Here is a 17,632-nt window from a genome sequence, read left to right as displayed (position 1 = left end):
GTCTTGTCGTTTACGCCTTGCGGGCTTACGTTCGGAAGCCACATGTCGCAAGAGATTTTCGCATGAAATCAGCGTTTCTTCCCGATCGGGGCGTGATCAAGGTCGCGGGCGAGGACGCGCGCAACTTCCTCAACGGCCTCATCACGACCGATGTCGACAGGCTCAAGCCGGGCCTCGGCCGTTTCGGCGCGCTGCTGACGCCGCAGGGCAAGATCATCGCGGATTTCCTGATCACGGAAGTGCCCGCGGGCCATGGCGGCGGGTTCCTGATCGACTGCCCGAAAGCGCTGGCCGAAGGCCTCGCCACCAAGCTGAAATTCTACAAGCTGCGCGCCAAGGTCACTGTGGAAAACCTCGATCTCGGCGTGCTCGCAGCCTGGGGCGGCGAGCTTGCAGCACAGCCGGACCTTGCCTTCACCGACCCGCGCAACGCCGAGCTCGGCACCCGCATCCTGATCCCCGAGGATCTCAAGCAGAAGTTGTCCGACCTGATCGGCGCGGAGCTGGTCGATGCGGCCGATTACGAAGCGCATCGCATCGCACTCGGCGTGCCCCGCGGCGGACTCGATTTCACGTATAGCGATGCGTTCCCGCACGAGACCAACATGGACCGCCTTGCCGGCGTCGACTTCGACAAGGGTTGCTATGTCGGTCAGGAGGTCGTCTCGCGCATGCAGCATCGCGGCACCGCGCGCACGCGCAGCGTCAAGGTGCTGCTCGAGGGGCCCTCGCCCGAGGCCGGCGCCAGCGTCATGGCCGGCGACAAATCCGTCGGCACGATGGGCTCGTCCGCCGACGGCAAAGGCATCGCGCTGGTGCGGATCGACCGAGTCGCCGACGCGCTCGACGCCAATCAGCCGCTCAGCGCCGGCGGCATCACGCTACGGCTCGCCGAACCCGAAGTCGTTCGTATTCCCTTGAAGCAGCCCACCACATGAGCCGTGCCGCCCGCCTGCATCCCGACGGAAAGACCCGCTGCCCCTGGCCTGGCGAAGATCCGCTCTATGTCGCCTATCACGACACCGAATGGGGCGTGCCTGAATATGACGACCGCGCGCTCTTTGAAAAGCTGATCCTCGACGGCTTTCAGGCCGGCCTCTCCTGGATCACGATTTTGCGCAAGCGCGACAATTTCCGCAAAGCGTTCGACGATTTCCGGCCGGAGAAGATCGCGCGCTATACCGACAAGAAAGTGCATGCGCTGATGAACGATGCCGGCATCGTGCGCAACCGCGCCAAGATCGAGGGCACGATTTTGAGCGCGAAGTCCTATCTCGACATCATGGAGAAGGGCCCGGGCTTCTCGAAGCTGCTGTGGGACTTCATGGGCGGAAAGCCGAAGGTCAACAACTTCAAGACCACCGCGAGCGTGCCGGCCTCGACGCCTTTGTCGGTGCAGATCTCGAAGGAGCTGTCCTCGCGCGGCTTCAAATTCGTCGGTCCGACCATCGTCTACGCCTTCATGCAGGCGACCGGCATGGTCAACGATCATCTCGTCGACTGCCACTGCCACGCCACCTGCAGCAAGCTGCAGCGTAAGCCGCGTCTCAAGGCCAAATGAGCGCCAAGAAGACGTCACGCGCCGCGGAGTCCCGCGCCTGGCAGCGCATGCTGTCGGGCCGGCGCCTCGATCTGCTCGATCCCTCCCCGCTCGACGTCGAGATCGCCGACATCGCGCATGGCCTTGCGCGGGTTGCGCGCTGGAACGGGCAAACCACCGGCGCGCATATCTTCTCGGTCGCGCAGCACACGCTGCTGGTGGAGACCGTGATGCGGCACGAGAACCCGCGCGTCGACACGCGGGTCCGGCTCGCGGCCCTGCTGCATGATGCACCCGAATATGTCATCGGCGACATGATCTCGCCGTTCAAGGCCGTGCTCGACGGCCATTACAAGGCGGTCGAGAAGCGCCTGCTCGGCGCCATCCACATCCGCTTCGGCCTGCCGCCGGTGCTGCCGGACGAGATCACGCAGGCGATCAAGGCCGCCGATCGCGGCGCGGCCTATCTCGAGGCGACCGAGCTGGCTGGCTTCAGCGAGAGCGAGGCCAAGCGACTGTTCGGCAAGGATCCCGGCCTCTCCGACAGCGTCCGGCGCGACTATCTCACACCCTGGACCGCGGCGCGGGCGGAGAAGCAGTTTCTGGAGCGGTTTGGCGCGGTGTTTGCGTAGGTGCGGGAGGGTGGGCAAAGGCGCACTTGCGCCGTGCCCACGTTCTCTGGCGGCAGCGCAAGAAATGGTGGGCACGCTTCGCTTTGCCCACCCTACGGCACCGGCTATAATCGCCAAAAAGGTCCGCCATGATCCACGTCTGTTCCCTCGCCGCGCTTCCCGAAACCGTCCGCCTCTCCAAGGCCAGCCATGTGCTGACCGTGATGGCCAATGTCGAGCAGGTCGCGCGGCCGGTGTCGGTGCTGCCGGCCAATCATCTCAAGGTGTCGATGGACGACATCACCGAGGAGATGGACGGTTTCGTCGCGCCGTCCGAGGCGCATATCGAGCAGGTGCTGAATTTCGTGCGCGGCTGGGACCGGGCTGCGCCGCTGGTGGTGCATTGCTATGCCGGCATCAGCCGCTCGACCGCGAGCGCGTTCGCCGCCGTCTGCGCGCTCAATCCGGAGCGCGACGAGATCGAGATCGCGAAGAAGATTCGCGCGGCCTCTCCCATCGCTTCTCCGAACCGGCGCATCGTCGGCCTCGCCGACCGCGCGCTCGGGCGCAACGGCCGCATGCTGCGCGCGCTCGACGAGATGGGCCCGGGCGCGATGATGGTCGAAGGCCGCCCGTTCGTGATCGAGCTCGAATGACAGCTGCGAGCCGCAACGCCGGTGCGCCCCCTCTCCCGCTTGCGGGGGAGGGTTGGGGTGGGGGTATCTCCGCAGTGGGACTTCCCAAGAGGCAAGAGCCCTCACCCGCGCCTTCGGCGCGACCTCTCCCGCGCGCGGGAGAGGTGAAAGACACGACGACCGCATGAGCGACAAGCTGCTGACGCCGATCGAAATCGGCCTGACTGCCGCGATCGTCGCGATCGCGGATCATGAGCCGCTGATCCTGACCGCGCGCGGCAGCGACGGCCTCGCCGGCCTGCCGTTCGGCCCGTTCGATGCGCTGAGCCATCGCACCTTCGAGATCGGCCTGCGCGCCTGGGTCGAGGAACAGGCGGCCTTAAGGCTCGGCTATGTCGAGCAGCTCTACACCTTTGGCGACCGCGGCCGTCATGCCGAGGCCGGCGACACGGGCGCGCATATGGTGTCGATCGGCTATCTCGCGCTGACGCGCGCCGTCGACGGCGAGCTTGCCGCAACAGGCGCGAGCTTCGAGCCCTGGTACCGCTTCCTGCCCTGGGAAGACTGGCGCGAGGAGCCGCCCGCGATCATCGCGCGCGACATCATTCCCGCTTTGAGCAAATGGGCGGAAGAGGAGACGCCGGAGACGACGCGCGCGCTGCCGCGCAAGGACCGCGTGCGGTTCTATTTCGGTCTCGGCGGCGCGCCGTGGGACGAGGAGCGCGTGCTCGACCGCTACGAGCTGCTCTACGAGGCTGGCCTCGTCGAGGAAGCCAGACGCGATGGCCGTCCTGCGGCATTAGCGCGCAAGACGCTTCCCGCGCTCGGCACCTCGATGCGGTTCGATCACCGCCGGATTCTGGCGACCGCGATCGCGCGGCTGCGCGCAAAACTGAAGTATCGCCCTGTCGTGTTTGAACTTTTGCCCGCCGAGTTCACACTCACTGAGTTGCAGCATACGGTGGAAGCGATCTCCGGCCGGCACCTGCACAAGCAGAATTTCCGCCGCCTGGTCGAAACGGAAGCCCTGGTCGAACCGACCGGGGTGATGTCGACACAGACGGGCGGACGGCCGGCGGCGCTCTACCGCTTCCGCCGCGAGGTGCTCCAGGAGCGGCCCGCGCCGGGCTTGCGCGTCCGCTCCCGGCGCTAACCCACGAAGTGCGCGACCGGCCCTGCCCGCCGGCGGCCTGGAGGCTTCATGTTCGACGGCCCGTTTGACGTCTTTGCGTTGATCATTGCGATCGTCGCCTTCCTGGTCGCGATCAAGGCGTCCAACCAGGCTGCCGACCTGCGCCGCCGGCTGAGCTCGCTCGAAGAGATGTACTACGCGCTGCGGAAGGTGCAGCCGCCGCCGATGCCCGCGCCCGTGCCGGTCGAAGCGCCAGCGCCGACGGCAGCCGCAGAGCCGCCGCCGCTTGCGCCGGGGACGGAAACGGCGCCGCCTCCGCTCGTCACCGAAGCCGCTGCGCCGCCGCCGCTCGAAGCGAGCCCCGCGGCCGAGGTACCGCCGCCTTTGCCGACGCCGGCAGCCGAGTCCAGCGAACCCGGCTTCGAAGAGCGGCTCGGCACCCGCTGGGTGGTCTGGATCGGCGGCCTTGCGCTCGCGCTCGGCGGCTTCTTCATGGTGCGCTACTCGATCGAGGCCGGCCTCGTCGGCCCCGGCGTGCGCGTGTTCCTCGGCGGGCTGTTCGCACTGGCACTGCTGGCTGCCGGCGAATGGTCGCGGCGCAAGGAGAGCATCTCCCACATCGCCGCGCTGCCGATCGCCAATATCCCCGCGATCCTCACCGCGGCCGGCACGGCGGTGGCGTTCGCGACCATCTATGCCGCCTACGCGCTCTACGATTTCCTCGTGCCGGGGACGGCCTTCGTGCTGCTCGGCATCGTTGCGATGGGCACGCTCGCGGCGGCGCTCCTGCACGGACCCGCGCTCGCCGGCCTCGGCGTGGTCGGCGCGTTCCTGACGCCGGTGCTCGTCTCCAGCGGCAAGCCGGACTATTGGGCGCTCTACATTTATCTCGCCATCGTCACCGCCGCGAGTTTTGGCCTCGCCCGCATCCGGCTGTGGCGCTGGCTGGCGGTGGCCACCATCGCCTTTGCCGTGCTCTGGATCTTCCCGGGTCTCGACACCGGCGACATGCAGGTCGCACCGCACGCCTTCCATGCCATCGCCGGCTTCGTGCTCGCCGCGCTGCTGGTCGTGTGCGGCTTCATGTTCGGCCCTGTCATCGAGGACGGCGAGATCGAGCCGGTGTCGTCGAGCTCGCTCGGCGCCTATCTGTTCGGCGCGATGCTGGTCGTGCTGTCGAGCGCGCATGCGGATCTGGCGCTTATAGCGTACGCATTGCTAGTCGCCGGGACGCTGTTCGTGGCCTGGCGTGCGCCGGCGGCGACAGGTGCGCTCGGCGCTGCCGCTACCACCGTCTTCATCGTGTTCGCCGAATGGGCCGTGCGCGCAAATCCCGACATGCTGGTGCTGCCGGGCGGCCCGATCCCCGGCGTCGGACCGGTCGCGACCGACGGCTCGGTGAGCCTGCATCTGGTGACGGCCGCGATCTTCGCCGCGGGCTTCGGCGTCGCGGGCTTTTTCGCGCAGGGCCGATCGCGCTCGCCGATCATTCCGGTGGTGTGGTCGGCGGCGGCGGTCGCGACGCCGATCGCGATCCTCATTGCGCTCTATGCCCGCATCGCCCATCTCGACCGTTCGATCCCGTTCGCGATCCTCGCCGTGCTGCTGGCCGCAGCCTTCGGCGCCGCGACCGAAGCGCTTTCGCGCCGCGAAGACCGGCCGGGAACGCCGACGTCAATCGCGCTGTTCGCAACCGGAACGCTCGGCGCGCTGGCGCTGGCGCTGACCTTCGCGCTGGAGAAGGGCTGGCTCACGATTGCACTGGCGCTGATGTCGCTCGGCACCGCCTGGGTCTCGCTGCAGCGGCCGATCCCGGTGCTGCGCCGGCTCGCCGCCGTCTTCGCGGCGATCGTCACCGCGCGCATCGCCTATGATCCGCGCATCGTCGGCGATGCCGTCGGCACCACCCCGATCTTCAACTGGCTGCTGTGGGGTTACGGCCTGCCCGCGGTCTCGTTCTGGGGTGCGAGCATTGTCCTGCGCCGCCGTGGCGACGACGCGCCGCTGCGCACGGTCGAGGCCGCCGCAATCCTGTTCACCGCCCTGTTCGCCTTCATGGAAATCCGCCACTTCGCTACCGGTGGCAACATGATTTCCGCGCCGTCACTGCTGGAATGCGCGCTTCAGGTCTGCATCGCGCTTGCCATGGCGATCGGGCTGGAGCGGCTCGGGCTGCGCAGCCGCAGCATCGTGCACAATGTCGGCGCGGTCGTGCTGACCGCGATCGCCGGACTCATCAGTGTGTTCGGCCTCTTCATCCTGGAGAACCCGCTGATCTGGCACATCGACGTCGGCGGCGCCGTGTTCAACCTGCTGCTGCTCGGCTATGCGCTGCCGGCGGTGCTGATGCTGCTGCTCTCTTATGCGGTGGTCGGCGAACGCGGCAAGGTCTACGCCAACACGATCGCGGGAGGCGCGCTGCTGTTTGCGCTCGCCTATGTCACGCTGGAGATCCGCCGCTTCTATCACGGCCCGATTCTCTCGACCGGCCCGACCACGGGCGCGGAGCAGTACACCTATTCGATCGGCTGGCTCGCCTTCGGCGTGGTGCTGCTCGGCGTCGGCATTCTCGTCAATTCGGAGCGGGCGCGGCTGGCGTCCGCCGCGGTGATCGCGCTGACGATCCTGAAGGCGTTCGTGATCGACATGTCGACGCTGACGGGCGTCTACCGCGCGCTGTCCTTCATGTGCCTCGGTGTCGTGCTGGTCGCGATCGGCTGGCTCTACCAGCGCATCCTGTTCCGGCGGCAGGTGACGCCGCCGCCGGCGCCGCAGACAAACGGTTAAAGCATCAGGCCGCGCGGACCGATTCCAGGAACTGCGCGACCTCGACCTTGAGGCGCGTGCTGTCGGTCGCGAGCGACTTCGCGGCGGACAGCACCTCGGTCGAGGCCTCGCCCGTCTCGATCGCGCCGCGCTGCACGTCGGTGATGTTCGCCGAGACTTCCTGGGTGCCGACCGAGGCCTGCTGGACGTTGCGCGAGATCTCCTGCGTCGCCGCGCCCTGCTCCTCGACGGCCGCCGCGATCGCCGCGGACACTTCGGACAGCCGCTCGATGGTGCCGCCGATCTCCTGGATGGCGCTGACGGATTCCTGCGTCGCCGCCTGGATGCCCGACACCTGCGCGCCGATCTCGCCGGTCGCCTTCGCGGTCTGCTCGGCAAGGGCCTTGACCTCGGATGCGACGACCGCGAAGCCGCGGCCGGCTTCACCCGCGCGCGCCGCCTCGATCGTGGCGTTGAGCGCAAGGAGATTGGTCTGGCCCGCGATGGTGTTGATGAGTTCGACGACGTCGCCGATGCGGGAAGCGGCCTGCGACAGCGCGTTGACGCGTTCGTTGGTGCGCGCGGCCTGCTCGACCGCTTCCGCCGCCATCCGCGCCGAATCCTGCACGCGGCGGCTGATCTCGGTGATGGAGGACGACAGCTCTTCCGAGGCGGAGGCGACCGCCTGGACGTTGGTGGAGGCTTCCTCGGACGCGGCCGCGACCACGGTCGCGAGCTCCTGCCCGCGCTGGGCGGTACTGGTCAGCGTCGAGGCGGAGGCCTCGAGCTCGGTCGAGGCCGAGGAGACGGTGCCGACGACCTCGCCGATCATGGCCTCGAACCTGCGGGTGATGGCATCGACGCGGCGGCCGCGTTCGATCTTGGCTTCGGCGTCGAGTCTCGCCGCCTCGTCGGCGGCCCTCTTGGCGATCAGGGCTTCCTTGAAGATCTGGAGCGCATCCGCCATCGAGCCGATCTCGGTCTTCTCGCCGCGATGCGGCACCTCGGCCGCGAGATCGCCTTCGCCGAGCAACTGCATCGGCTTGATGATCGAGGCGATGCCACGCGACACGTCGCGCACCAGGTAGTAAGCCGCGCCGATCGCGATCACGACCGAGAGCACGATGATGCCGACCAGCACGCGGAAGATCATGGCATAGCTGTCGGCGGCCTGCTTGGTCTCCAGCTCGGCACCGCGATTGTTCATCTCGATGCCCTTCTGGAGCAGCGGATCGGCCGCCTGCGCCATCTTCGCGACCTTGGTCTGGAGCATCTCGTTGGCATCGACCGGGAACTTGCCGATGCTCTTGCGCGACAGTGCCATGACGTCCTGCACGCCGCTCAGATAATCGGCCCACGCCTTGGTCCACTGCTCGTACAGCGAGCGCTCCTCTGCCGAGGTGATCAGCGGCTCGTAGACCTTGCGGGTCTGGTCGATGCGACCTTGCAGCGAGGCGAGACGTTTCTCGGCGGCTTCCTTGCCCTCGGCGGTGTCCTGCATCAGATGCAGGCGCAGCGCGACGCGCAGCTCGTTGACGTCGGCACGGATCGAGCCCAGCGCACGCACGCTGGGCAGCCAGCTCTCGGCGATCTCGACGGTGTGCGAGTTGATGTTCTGCATGGTGCCGATCGCCACGACGCCGACGCCGGCGAGCGAGAGCACGAGGACGGACAATACGGTCAGAAGCTTGAAGACGATCGACAACTTCGACATCACGACAAATCCCGATAATACCTGGCAGCGCACGAGTTACCCGCGCCGCAATCGTCTTGACCGACGACAGGGCGGAGTCATTCCAACAATGCTGGCTGGTTCTTGTCCCGTAGGATTGCTCACATAGTTGCAAACAGGCGTTAACAGGAAGCTACGTGAAACTACGGAACTCGTTGTCGCCGCGATCACATGTTCTGCAACTGCGCGCTGCAATTCAGCAAAGGTCGCGCTGCGCCATACCCACGCACCTCACGCGGCGCGCACCGACTCCAGGAAGCGGGCGACCTCGCTCTTCAGCCGGTTGCTCTCCCGCGACAGCGACTGCGCCGCCGAATGTACCTGCGCCGACGCGGCCCCGGTCTCGCCGGCACCGCGCTGGACGTCGCCGATATTGGCCGAGACCTCCGAGGTGCCCTGCGCGGCGTGCTGGATGTTGCGGGAGATCTCCTGCGTCGCGGCACCCTGCTCCTCCACCGCCGCGGCGATCATCGAGGAAATCTCCGACATCCGCGCGATGGTGTCGCCGATCTCCTTGATCGCGCCGACGGAGTCTTCCGTCGCGGTCTGGATCGCGCCGATATGCTGGCTGATCTCGCCGGTGGCTTTCGCAGTCTGCTCGGCGAGCGCCTTCACTTCGGTCGCAACCACCGCAAAGCCCTTGCCGGCTTCGCCCGCCCGCGCCGCCTCGATCGTCGCATTCAGTGCCAGCAGGTTGGTCTGGCTGGCGATGGTGTTGATCAGCTCGACCACGTCGCCGATGCGGGAGGCGGCCTTCGTCAATTCGGCGACGCGTTCATTGGTGCGCTGGGCCTGCCCGACAGCAACGTCGGCGACGCGCGCCGATTCCTGGACCTGCCGGCTGATTTCGGAAATCGACGACGTCATCTCCTCGCTCGCCGAGGATACCGACTGCACATTGGCGGACGCCTCTTCGGAGGCCGCCGCCACGGCAGTCGCAAGCCCATTGCCGCGCTCGGCGGCTCGCGTGAGCGTGTTGGAGGACGCTTCGAGCTCGGTCGCAGCCGAGGACACGGTCTCGATGATCTCGCCGACCGCGCCTTCGAACGTATCGGCGAGACGCTGCATATCGGCTTTGCGCTGCTGGTGTCCGCGCGCATCCGCCTCGGCCTGCTCGGCGCGCAGCCGCTCGGCTTCCGCCATATTGGTCCTGAACACCTCGACCGCACCGGCCATCTCGCCGATCTCGTCCTTGCGCCCGATGCCGGGAACGGAAATCGAGAGCTCGCCGCGCGCCAGCCGCGTCATGGCGGCGATCATGTCGCCGAGCACCTTCGAGATCGAGCGCCCCAGCAGGAAACCGACCACGGAGAGCACGACGACGGTCAAGCCGAAGGCAACCATCATCCAGACGCGGACGGCCTCACGCGTTGCGGCTTCCGCGGCGTCAGCCTGCCTGTGCGCGGCATCGACGGCGGCGCGGACCTCGACCATGGCCGGCTCGATCTCGCGAAAGGCCTTCTCCATGCTGTTGTCGAGAGCCGCGCTCTGCTGTGCGGCCTCGGCCCAGGCCGCGAACCCGGACTGATATTTCTGCAGCTTGGCCATGATGTCTTTCATCACCGCCTCCGAGACCGCAACGACCTCGATCGCGTTTGAGAACTCGACCCCGGCCTTCTTCACCTCGGCAATGTATTTCGGGTCGCGCCGCAGCATGAAGTCCTTCTCGTGCCTGCGCATCATCAGCATCCAGGTCGTCGACCGGGGATCGTCGATCTCCTTCAGCTTGGCCTCGATGTCGTGCACGGCGGCGCGAAGCGAACCAGACAGGCCGAGCGTCTCGTTGAGCCCGAGCCTGGTCTCGGCCGCGACCAACGCGGCAAAGTCCGACGCATACCGCCTGAAGCCCTCCTGGGCCGACTTCATCTTGTCCGACAGCGCGCTCAAGCCCCCGGCCGCCATCTGCCGCTGCACCTCGTCGAAATCGCGGTCGATCGGCCCGATCAGGTCGGCATGTGCCTTGGCGTAACTCTCGGTCCGGCGCTGCTGGAAATTCTTCTCGTTGCGGCGGGCCTCCAGCATCTCGATCGAGATCTGCTTGTTGAGGTCAGCGATCGCGCGGGCGCGGTTGGCAACGGTGCGGGAGGCCTCTTGGGAGAGGGTGCCGATCTCGTAGATCGCGCCGAAGGCGACGAGACCGACCAGGCCGAAAAGTCCGATCGCCATGACCTTGTGGGTCAGGCGGATGGAAAGGCCGCTCATGAATGTGCTCCAAAACGCTATGACGCAATACAAGAGGGCGACTCAATGCCCGGAATATTGCGGTGATCATGCCTGCGCCGCTTTTCCGAAAAGTTAACCCTGCCTTGGCTTTCATCGCGCGTCCTGCTTAAGTCAGGCGGCGCGCACGGTCTCCAGGAACTTGCCGACCTCGAGCTTGAGGCGGTCGCTGTCGCCGGACAGCATCTGCGCAGCGGAGAGCACCTGAGAAGACGCCGAGCCGGTCTCGCTCGCGCCGCGCTGCACATCGGTGATGTTGGACGAGACCTGCTGCGTGCCCTGGGCCGCCTGCGCCACGTTGCGAGAGATTTCCTGCGTCGCGGCGCCCTGCTCTTCCACCGCGGCCGCGATCGTCGAGGAGATCTCGGACAGCTTCTCGATGGTGTCGCTGATCTCCCTGATGGCGCCGACCGATTCCTGTGTCGCGGCCTGAATGCCGGAAATCTGCTGGCCGATCTCGCCGGTCGCCTTTGCCGTCTGCTCGGCGAGAGCCTTGACCTCGGATGCAACGACGGCAAAGCCCTTGCCGGCTTCGCCGGCACGCGCGGCTTCGATCGTGGCGTTGAGCGCCAGCAGATTGGTCTGGCCCGCGATGGTATTGATCAGCTCGACGACATCGCCGATGCGCGTCGCTGCCTTGGACAATTCGCTGACGCGTTCGGTCGTGGTGCGAGCCTGGCCGACCGCCTCGCTCGCCACGCGCGCCGATTCCTGCACCTGGCGGCTGATCTCCGTGATCGAGGACGACAACTCTTCGGTTGCCGAAGCCACCGACTGCACATTGGTGGAGGCTTCCTCGGAGGCCGCGGCGACCACGGTGGTGAGCTGCTGCGTGCGCTCGGCGGTGGAGGTCAGCGTGGTGGCGGAGGCCTCAAGCTCGGTCGAGGCCGACGACACGGTGCCGACGATCTCGCCGACGGCACTTTCGAAATCGTCGGCGAGCCTATACATCTCGGCCTTGCGCTGCTCGGCCGCGATCTGGTCCTGCCGCATTTTGGCTTCGGCTTCCGCGCGCGCCTTCTGCTCCGACACGATCTTGAATTTCTCGACGGCGCCAGCGACCTCGCCGACCTCGTCCTTGCGGCCGAGGCCCGGCAGCACCACGGTGAAGTCGCCGCCGGCAAGCTTCTCCATCGCCACCGTCAGCGCGCGCATCGGTCGCGCAATGCTGAACACCGAGAAGATGCAGGCACCGATCAGGACCAGCGCCGCCACCGTGCCGGTGATGAAGGAAGTCCGCGCGACGGAGGCGGCCTCGGCCTCAGCCTCGGCGCGGGCCTCGATGCTCCTCTGCTTGGCGAACTCGGTGATTGTGTTGGTCAGCTCGGAGATCTCTGCGTTGATCGGAGCCAGCGTCTCCTTGCGGACGCGGTCGACCTCGGCCACGAGCTTGGCATATTGCTCGGCCGTCTCGGCGTCCTTCTTCCCCTCGAGCGCGAGCTCCTGCTTGCGGATCGCCTCGATCTGCAACTGGCCTTTGCCGAAATCCCCGATCAGCACGGCGAGGCGGTCGATCCGTTTGCGGTTCTCGGGCGACCGCGAGAGCTTCGCCATTTCGCCGGAGAATTTCGATGCAGCCGTGAGCCGATCGTTGAAATAGCTGACGGCCTTCTGCATCTCGGCCGCAGAGGTCGAGGACAGAATGTCGCGAATGCCGATCTGCATGCCGCGGACGGATGCCTTTGCTTCCGCAGCGTTCAGAGCAATCGATTGCTGTCCCGCTGCTGCATTGCCGAGCCTCTGAACATCGGCATCGCCGCTCATCTGCAGGAAGATCATCAGCACGACGAGACCGATCGTCAGCGCCGAGGTGACGGCGAGCTTGGTGCCAATTCGCAGGTTCTGAATGACCATCATTGCAATAATCCCGGGATACGCATTGCCGCGGCGAGCCGCGCGAACATCCCGGAAAAGCTAGTCAGGAGGTTTCTGATTAACGTTAAAGCGAGGCCCGGCAGGCTTCGTAGTAATACGGGAAATGCTGCTCAAACCATCACACTTGCACAGCCATCGCGTGCAGCGAAATGCCACTTCGCGGATTTGCAGACGCCGTGTCCATTCGCCCGCCGAGGGATTTGCGTCCCTCAGCCCAGCTTCTCCCCGACGAGACTGACGCGAAACACCGGCTTCTTGTCTTCGTCGAGCAGCTCCATGCTCCACTTGGCATTCGGCTTCATGTTGCGCGCGATGCTGCCGAGCAGATTGGCGCAAACCTCGGTCATCTCGGTCCAAGCCGCCGCGCGATCCTCGAACTCGTATGGCTGATCGGCGGCGCCCGAATAGCGACCGGTACTGATGCGAAAGAAGTAAAGCGACATCGTCAAAAAACCTTGCGCCCCCCGGCCCCGCGCAAACTGGGGCGCGAACAGCTACCAACGCATGAAAGCCGCGGACCGTATGACTACGGCGCGGCGGCTTCGCGGGTGATCGATGTCTTCAACGGAAAGATGCGCGAGCTGCGGCGCGCATGCCAGCTCACTGGGTGGAACGGCGCAGTTCCAGCGGGGCGTCGTTCTTGGCGGGCTCCGACTTTGCTTCCGATTTGGCCTCGGCCCTGGCTTCCGCCTTCACCGGCTCGAGACGGCCACTCTCGACGCGCGGCGTCTCGATGCGTGCAGCGACTTCGGTGTTGGTGGCGCCGACCGAACCCGTGTGCTCGGAGGAGCGCAGCGAGCGCGGGCGCGCCACGGCGCGGGCCATCAGCATCTGATTGCCGCCCTGGTGGTGGAAGTCGCAATAGGCGAAGCCCATGCCGGACACCGAGCCGCGGAAGCTGCGATCGTCGGTCTTTTCCAGGTTGAAACAGGGCTCGAACGGAATGCCCTTGATCGAGGCGCAGACGTTCTGGCCGCGGATCTGGAGCGTGTTGCCGGGCAGGCGGAGATGCTTCACCGGGCCCGAGCCCGAGAACTGCACCGCGCCGGCCGCGCCGAGGTCGTCCAAGATGCGGCCTGCGCCGCGGGTGCCGTCGAAACAGGTGAAGGCGAACACCTTGCCGGCGACGAAGCGGCGGGCCTCGTCGGCATTCATGCTTCCAGCGATAGCCGGCGCAAACGTTACTGCCGCCGTGACAGCCCCCAACACAATACGCGCAAGCATGCTCTACTCCGAACCCAACCCCGCAGCGGGCGATGCCTTATTTCTTTACCCGCTGCTTACCATACTAACCAAGGCAACATTGAAGCAGCTTGGTTGGTAAAGTCTAAACGTCGTTAAGCTATTTTTACCACGATGCGACCGCGGACCTGGCCAGGGAGGATTTTCGCGCCCCATTCCGGAACCTCGTCGAGTAAAATTTCTTTAGTGATTTCAGACAGTTTCGTCCGATCCAAGTCGGATGCCAGGCGCTGCCAGGCGGCTTTTCGCGGCTCGATCGGGCACATCACGGAATCGATGCCGAGAAGGCACACCCCGCGCAAAATGAAGGGTGCGACGGACGACGGCAGGTCCATGCCGGCAGCAAGGCCGCAGGCGGCGATGGCGCCGCCGTACTTCGTCATCGACAGGAGATTCGCCAGCGTCGTCGAGCCGACGCTGTCGACACCGCCCGCCCAGCGCTCCTTGGCCAGCGGTTTTGCCGGCCCCGACAATTCATTGCGGTCGATCACCTCGGCGGCGCCAAGGCTCTTCAGGTAATCGGCCTCGGAGGCACGGCCGGTCGAGGCGATCACGTTGTAGCCGAGCCGGGACAGCACGGCGGTCGCGACCGAGCCGACGCCGCCGGCCGCGCCTGTCACGATCACGGGGCCGCTCTTCGGCGAGATGCCGTGCTTCTCCAGCGCCAGCACCGAGAGCATCGCCGTGAAACCGGCGGTGCCGATGGCCATGGCATCGCGCGCCGAGAGCCCCTGCGGCAGAGCGACCAGCCAGTCACCCTTGACCCGCGCCTTCTCGGCATAGGCACCGAGATGGGTCTCGCCCATACCCCAGCCGGTGCAGACGACCTTGTCGCCGGCCTTCCATGCCGGATGCGAGGAGGCTTCGACCGTGCCGGCGAAATCGATGCCGGCGATCATCGGGAAGCGGCGCACCACGGGCGCCTTGCCCGTCAGCGCGAGGCCGTCCTTGTAGTTCAGCGTCGACCATTCGACACGAACGGTGACGTCGCCCTCCATCAGCTCGGCGTCGTCGAACTGCGTAAGCTGCGCGGTGGTGCCCTTGTCCGCCTTGTCGATCCTGACAGCCTTGAATGTGGCCACGACTGCACTCCCTGACTTGTTTGTCGGGATTGTTTAGCCGATCAGGCAGGCTGCGCAACCGCCCTCTGGACCGGCTTTTCCACGATGGGAAGATTGATCAGCGCCGAGAGCACGCCGAACAGGATCGAGAGCCACCAGATCGGCGTATAGGAACCGAACTTTTCGAACACGATGCCGCCTAACCAGACACCGAGGAAGCCGCCGACCTGATGGCTGACGAAGGCAAAGCCATAGAGCGTCGCGAGCCAGCGCGTGCCGAACATCAGCGCCACCAGCGCCGAGGTCGGCGGCACCGTCGACAGCCAGGTCAGGCCCGAGATCGCGCCGAACGCGATCGCGGAGAACGGCGTGATCGGGAACGAGATGAAGGCGAGTGTCGCAAGCGCACGGGTGAAATAGATGACCGAGAGGATGTAGCGCTTCGGCAGATAGTTCTGGAGGTAGCCGACGCTGAGTGATCCCATGATGTTGAACAGGCCGATCGCCGCGATCACCCAGCCGCCGGTTTGCGTCGAGATGCCGCGATCGACCAGAAACGCCGGCAGATGCACGGTGATGAAGGCGAGCTGGAAGCCGCAGGTGAAGAAGCCCAGCACCAGCAGCACATAAGAGCGATGGCCGAAGGCCTCCGCGAGCGCCCTGGTGAAGGTCTGGTCGTCCGCGGGCGCCTTGCTCGCGGAGCTGTCAACCGGCGGCGTCGAGAGCGCCAGCGACAACGGAATGATCAGCAGCATCAGGAAGCCGAACACGGTGAGCGCCTGCTGCCAGCCGAAATTGTCGATCAGCGCAACACCAATGGGCGCGAACAGGAACTGGCCGAACGAGCCTGCCGCCGTGCCGGCGCCCAGTGCGAGGCCGCGCTTCTCCGCCGGCAAAAGTTTTGTGAACGCCGAGAGCACCAGGTTGAACGAACAGCCGGCCAGGCCAAAGCCGATCATCACGCCCGCGCCGATATTGAGCGACAGCGGCGTCGCGGAGTAGCGCATCAGCAGCAGACCGCCGGCATAGAGCAGCGCGCCGACGCACATCACGCGGAACAGGCCGAAACGATCGGCGACCGCGCCGGCTAACGGCTGGCCCAATCCCCACAACAGATTCTGGAAGGCAATCGCGAGACCGAACACGTCGCGGCCCCAGGCGAATTCGTGGCTCATCGGCTGCACGAAGAAGCCAAGCGCCGAGCGCGGGCCGAAGCCAAGCATGCCGATGGCACAGCCGCAGAGAATGATGATCGCCGGCGTGCGCCAGGAAGAACGTGAGGCCGAACCGAGTTCGCCCGCTTGTGTCGACATTGGGTGTCCCTCGTCTATCGTTGGCGGGTCCGGAATAGGCAGCCGCGAGTCAGGCGTTTAATGCAGATGCATGAAAACCCCAAGTCAAAAATCGTTGCGTGCCACGAAGGGCTGCCGCAGGAGCATTGCATTTCCCTGCGGCCTCGTCCGACGCGGGGATGCAACTGGACGGCACGAGTTGACGGGAATGTGTGCGGTGGGGCCTAGCGGTCTCGGGTGCCGCGTGTTATCTTAGATTTACTCAGTTTGAGTATATATGAACTCCGGCGAAACGCTACCGGCCCTCGGCCGGATTTCTCGGGCTCTATATATACTCAAATAGAGCATAATTTGACATACATGGGAGGCTTCAATGCCGATCACTGGAATTTACGGCCCCGACGACTTTGCGGGACGGCCGCAGGGCCAAATCGTCACTCCACGCGTCCAGCCGACACGGGCAGGCCCCGTACTGCCGATGCCCGCGCTGGAATGGACCAGCGCGGTCGAGCGCGCCACCGCGCCACTCTATGAGCGCGTCAAGCACGTGATCCCGCCGGTCGAGTGGCCGCTGATGGCGCCGACGATTCACGCGATCAACGAGCTCAAGCGCGAACGGGGCGCGGTGGTCCTCGCCCACAATTACCAGGCGCCGGAAATCTTCCACTGCGTCGCCGACATCGGCGGCGACTCGCTCCAGCTCGCGGTCGAGGCGACCAAGGTGAAGGCGAACGTCATCGTCCAATGCGGCGTGCACTTCATGGCGGAGACGTCAAAGCTGCTCAATCCGGACAAGACCGTGCTGATCCCGGATTCACGCGCCGGCTGCTCGCTCGCCGCCAGCATCACGGGCGCGGACGTCCGCCTGCTCCGCGAAAAATTTCCCGGCGTGCCAGTCGTCGCCTATGTCAACACGTCGGCGGAGGTGAAGGCCGAGGTCGACATCTGCTGCACCTCGTCGAACGCGGTGCAAGTGGTCGAGAGCCTCAATGCGCCAACCGTGATCTTCCTGCCCGACCGTTATCTCGCAACCTACGTCGCCTCCAAGACCAACGTGAAGATCATCGCCTGGAAAGGCGCCTGCGAGGTGCACGAGCGTTTCAAGGGCGAAGAGCTGCGCGCCTATCGCGAGGCCGATCCATCGGTGCAGATCATCGCGCATCCGGAATGCCCGCCCGATGTGCTGGCGGAGGCCGATTTCACCGGCTCGACGGCGCACATGATCAACTGGGTGCGCGAGAAGCGGCCGCGACGCCTGGTGATGATCACGGAATGCTCGATGGCCGACAATGTGCGGGCCGAGCTGCCCGACGTGGAGATGCTGCGCCCCTGCAATCTCTGCCCGCACATGAAGCGCATCACGCTGTCCAACATCCTGGAGAGCCTGCTGACATCAGGCGAAGAGGTGACGATCGATCCGGCGCTTGCGGCGCGCGCAAGGCGATCGGTCGAGCGGATGATCAATCTGAAGAACTAGCAGCACCAGCAACAACACACACAGCTGTCGTCCCGGACAAGCGAAGCGA

General features: G+C 65.8%; 14 protein-coding genes. 7 read left to right on the top strand and 7 right to left on the bottom strand.

Features of this window, described 5'->3' with window-relative positions; translation table 11 throughout:
• Positions 1-62: 62 nt before the first annotated feature.
• From ygfZ to HYH08_RS20125, 6 genes are all read left to right on the top strand, one after another.
• On the top strand, positions 63-938 hold the full coding sequence (gene ygfZ, locus HYH08_RS20150; protein ID WP_220011550.1) for a CAF17-like 4Fe-4S cluster assembly/insertion protein YgfZ: 876 nt from the start codon (positions 63-65) through the stop codon (positions 936-938).
• Complete coding sequence (locus HYH08_RS20145; RefSeq protein ID WP_220011549.1) at positions 935-1,561, top strand: DNA-3-methyladenine glycosylase I; 627 nt, start codon at positions 935-937, stop codon at positions 1,559-1,561. The genes ygfZ and HYH08_RS20145 overlap by 4 nt, the downstream gene beginning before the upstream one ends.
• On the top strand, positions 1,558-2,172 hold the full coding sequence (locus tag HYH08_RS20140; RefSeq protein WP_220011548.1) for a YfbR-like 5'-deoxynucleotidase: 615 nt from the start codon (positions 1,558-1,560) through the stop codon (positions 2,170-2,172). The genes HYH08_RS20145 and HYH08_RS20140 overlap by 4 nt, the downstream gene beginning before the upstream one ends.
• Before the next feature lie 128 nt (positions 2,173-2,300).
• Positions 2,301-2,807, top strand: coding sequence for a tyrosine phosphatase family protein (locus HYH08_RS20135; RefSeq protein ID WP_220011547.1), 507 nt, complete (start codon positions 2,301-2,303; stop codon positions 2,805-2,807).
• Between the two features lie 163 nt (positions 2,808-2,970).
• Entirely contained in the window at positions 2,971-3,939 is a 969-nt protein-coding gene (locus HYH08_RS20130) for an NUDIX hydrolase (protein WP_220011546.1), read from the top strand.
• A gap of 48 nt (positions 3,940-3,987) precedes the next feature.
• Positions 3,988-6,705 (top strand): DUF2339 domain-containing protein, encoded by a 2,718-nt coding sequence (locus HYH08_RS20125; protein WP_220011545.1) that lies wholly within the window; start codon positions 3,988-3,990, stop codon positions 6,703-6,705.
• Between the two features lie 4 nt (positions 6,706-6,709).
• On the opposite strand, the gene HYH08_RS20120 is transcribed toward HYH08_RS20125, so the two are convergent.
• From HYH08_RS20120 to HYH08_RS20090, 7 genes are all read right to left on the bottom strand, one after another.
• Positions 6,710-8,398: a methyl-accepting chemotaxis protein gene (locus tag HYH08_RS20120; protein WP_220011544.1), complete on the bottom strand. Its 1,689-nt coding sequence runs from the start codon at positions 8,396-8,398 to the stop codon at positions 6,710-6,712.
• Between the two features lie 249 nt (positions 8,399-8,647).
• Positions 8,648-10,618, bottom strand: a complete 1,971-nt coding sequence (locus tag HYH08_RS20115) for a methyl-accepting chemotaxis protein (protein ID WP_220011543.1) — start codon at positions 10,616-10,618, stop codon at positions 8,648-8,650.
• A gap of 132 nt (positions 10,619-10,750) precedes the next feature.
• Entirely contained in the window at positions 10,751-12,493 is a 1,743-nt protein-coding gene (locus HYH08_RS20110) for a methyl-accepting chemotaxis protein (RefSeq protein WP_220011542.1), read from the bottom strand.
• Between the two features lie 227 nt (positions 12,494-12,720).
• Entirely contained in the window at positions 12,721-12,954 is a 234-nt protein-coding gene (locus tag HYH08_RS20105; protein ID WP_220011541.1) for a DUF6894 family protein, read from the bottom strand.
• Positions 12,955-13,111: 157 nt separating this feature from the next.
• A complete protein-coding gene (locus HYH08_RS20100) occupies positions 13,112-13,735 on the bottom strand; it encodes a hypothetical protein (protein ID WP_220011540.1) in 624 nt (207 codons plus the stop codon).
• A 113-nt stretch (positions 13,736-13,848) separates the two neighbouring features.
• Positions 13,849-14,835 carry an acrylyl-CoA reductase (NADPH) gene (gene acuI, locus HYH08_RS20095; RefSeq protein WP_220011539.1) on the bottom strand — a complete coding sequence of 329 codons (987 nt, stop codon included), beginning with the start codon at positions 14,833-14,835 and terminating at the stop codon, positions 13,849-13,851.
• 41 nt (positions 14,836-14,876) lie between these two features.
• Positions 14,877-16,127 carry an MFS transporter gene (locus tag HYH08_RS20090; protein WP_220011538.1) on the bottom strand — a complete coding sequence of 417 codons (1,251 nt, stop codon included), beginning with the start codon at positions 16,125-16,127 and terminating at the stop codon, positions 14,877-14,879.
• Positions 16,128-16,479: 352 nt separating this feature from the next.
• Between HYH08_RS20090 and nadA the strand changes: the two genes are divergently transcribed.
• Positions 16,480-17,583: a quinolinate synthase NadA gene (nadA, locus tag HYH08_RS20085; RefSeq protein WP_220011537.1), complete on the top strand. Its 1,104-nt coding sequence runs from the start codon at positions 16,480-16,482 to the stop codon at positions 17,581-17,583.
• Positions 17,584-17,632 lie beyond the last annotated feature (49 nt).

Source organism: Bradyrhizobium sp. BR 10289 (assembly GCF_019455385.1).
Lineage (GTDB): Bacteria > Pseudomonadota > Alphaproteobacteria > Rhizobiales > Xanthobacteraceae > Bradyrhizobium.
The sequence above is the reverse complement of the archived record's forward strand: the minus strand, read 5'-3'. Positions and strand labels throughout refer to the sequence as shown.

Coding starts and splice junctions, on each gene's coding strand:
- nadA (WP_220011537.1), top strand. CDS start 16,480: ATGCCGATCACTGGAATTTACGGCCCCGACGACTTTGCGGGACGGCCG.
- HYH08_RS20125 (WP_220011545.1), top strand. CDS start 3,988: ATGTTCGACGGCCCGTTTGACGTCTTTGCGTTGATCATTGCGATCGTC.
- HYH08_RS20140 (WP_220011548.1), top strand. CDS start 1,558: ATGAGCGCCAAGAAGACGTCACGCGCCGCGGAGTCCCGCGCCTGGCAG.
- HYH08_RS20135 (WP_220011547.1), top strand. CDS start 2,301: ATGATCCACGTCTGTTCCCTCGCCGCGCTTCCCGAAACCGTCCGCCTC.
- HYH08_RS20115 (WP_220011543.1), bottom strand. CDS start 10,618: ATGAGCGGCCTTTCCATCCGCCTGACCCACAAGGTCATGGCGATCGGA.
- ygfZ (WP_220011550.1), top strand. CDS start 63: ATGAAATCAGCGTTTCTTCCCGATCGGGGCGTGATCAAGGTCGCGGGC.
- HYH08_RS20105 (WP_220011541.1), bottom strand. CDS start 12,954: ATGTCGCTTTACTTCTTTCGCATCAGTACCGGTCGCTATTCGGGCGCC.
- HYH08_RS20090 (WP_220011538.1), bottom strand. CDS start 16,127: ATGTCGACACAAGCGGGCGAACTCGGTTCGGCCTCACGTTCTTCCTGG.
- HYH08_RS20120 (WP_220011544.1), bottom strand. CDS start 8,398: ATGTCGAAGTTGTCGATCGTCTTCAAGCTTCTGACCGTATTGTCCGTC.
- HYH08_RS20130 (WP_220011546.1), top strand. CDS start 2,971: ATGAGCGACAAGCTGCTGACGCCGATCGAAATCGGCCTGACTGCCGCG.
- HYH08_RS20145 (WP_220011549.1), top strand. CDS start 935: ATGAGCCGTGCCGCCCGCCTGCATCCCGACGGAAAGACCCGCTGCCCC.
- HYH08_RS20100 (WP_220011540.1), bottom strand. CDS start 13,735: ATGCTTGCGCGTATTGTGTTGGGGGCTGTCACGGCGGCAGTAACGTTT.
- HYH08_RS20110 (WP_220011542.1), bottom strand. CDS start 12,493: ATGATGGTCATTCAGAACCTGCGAATTGGCACCAAGCTCGCCGTCACC.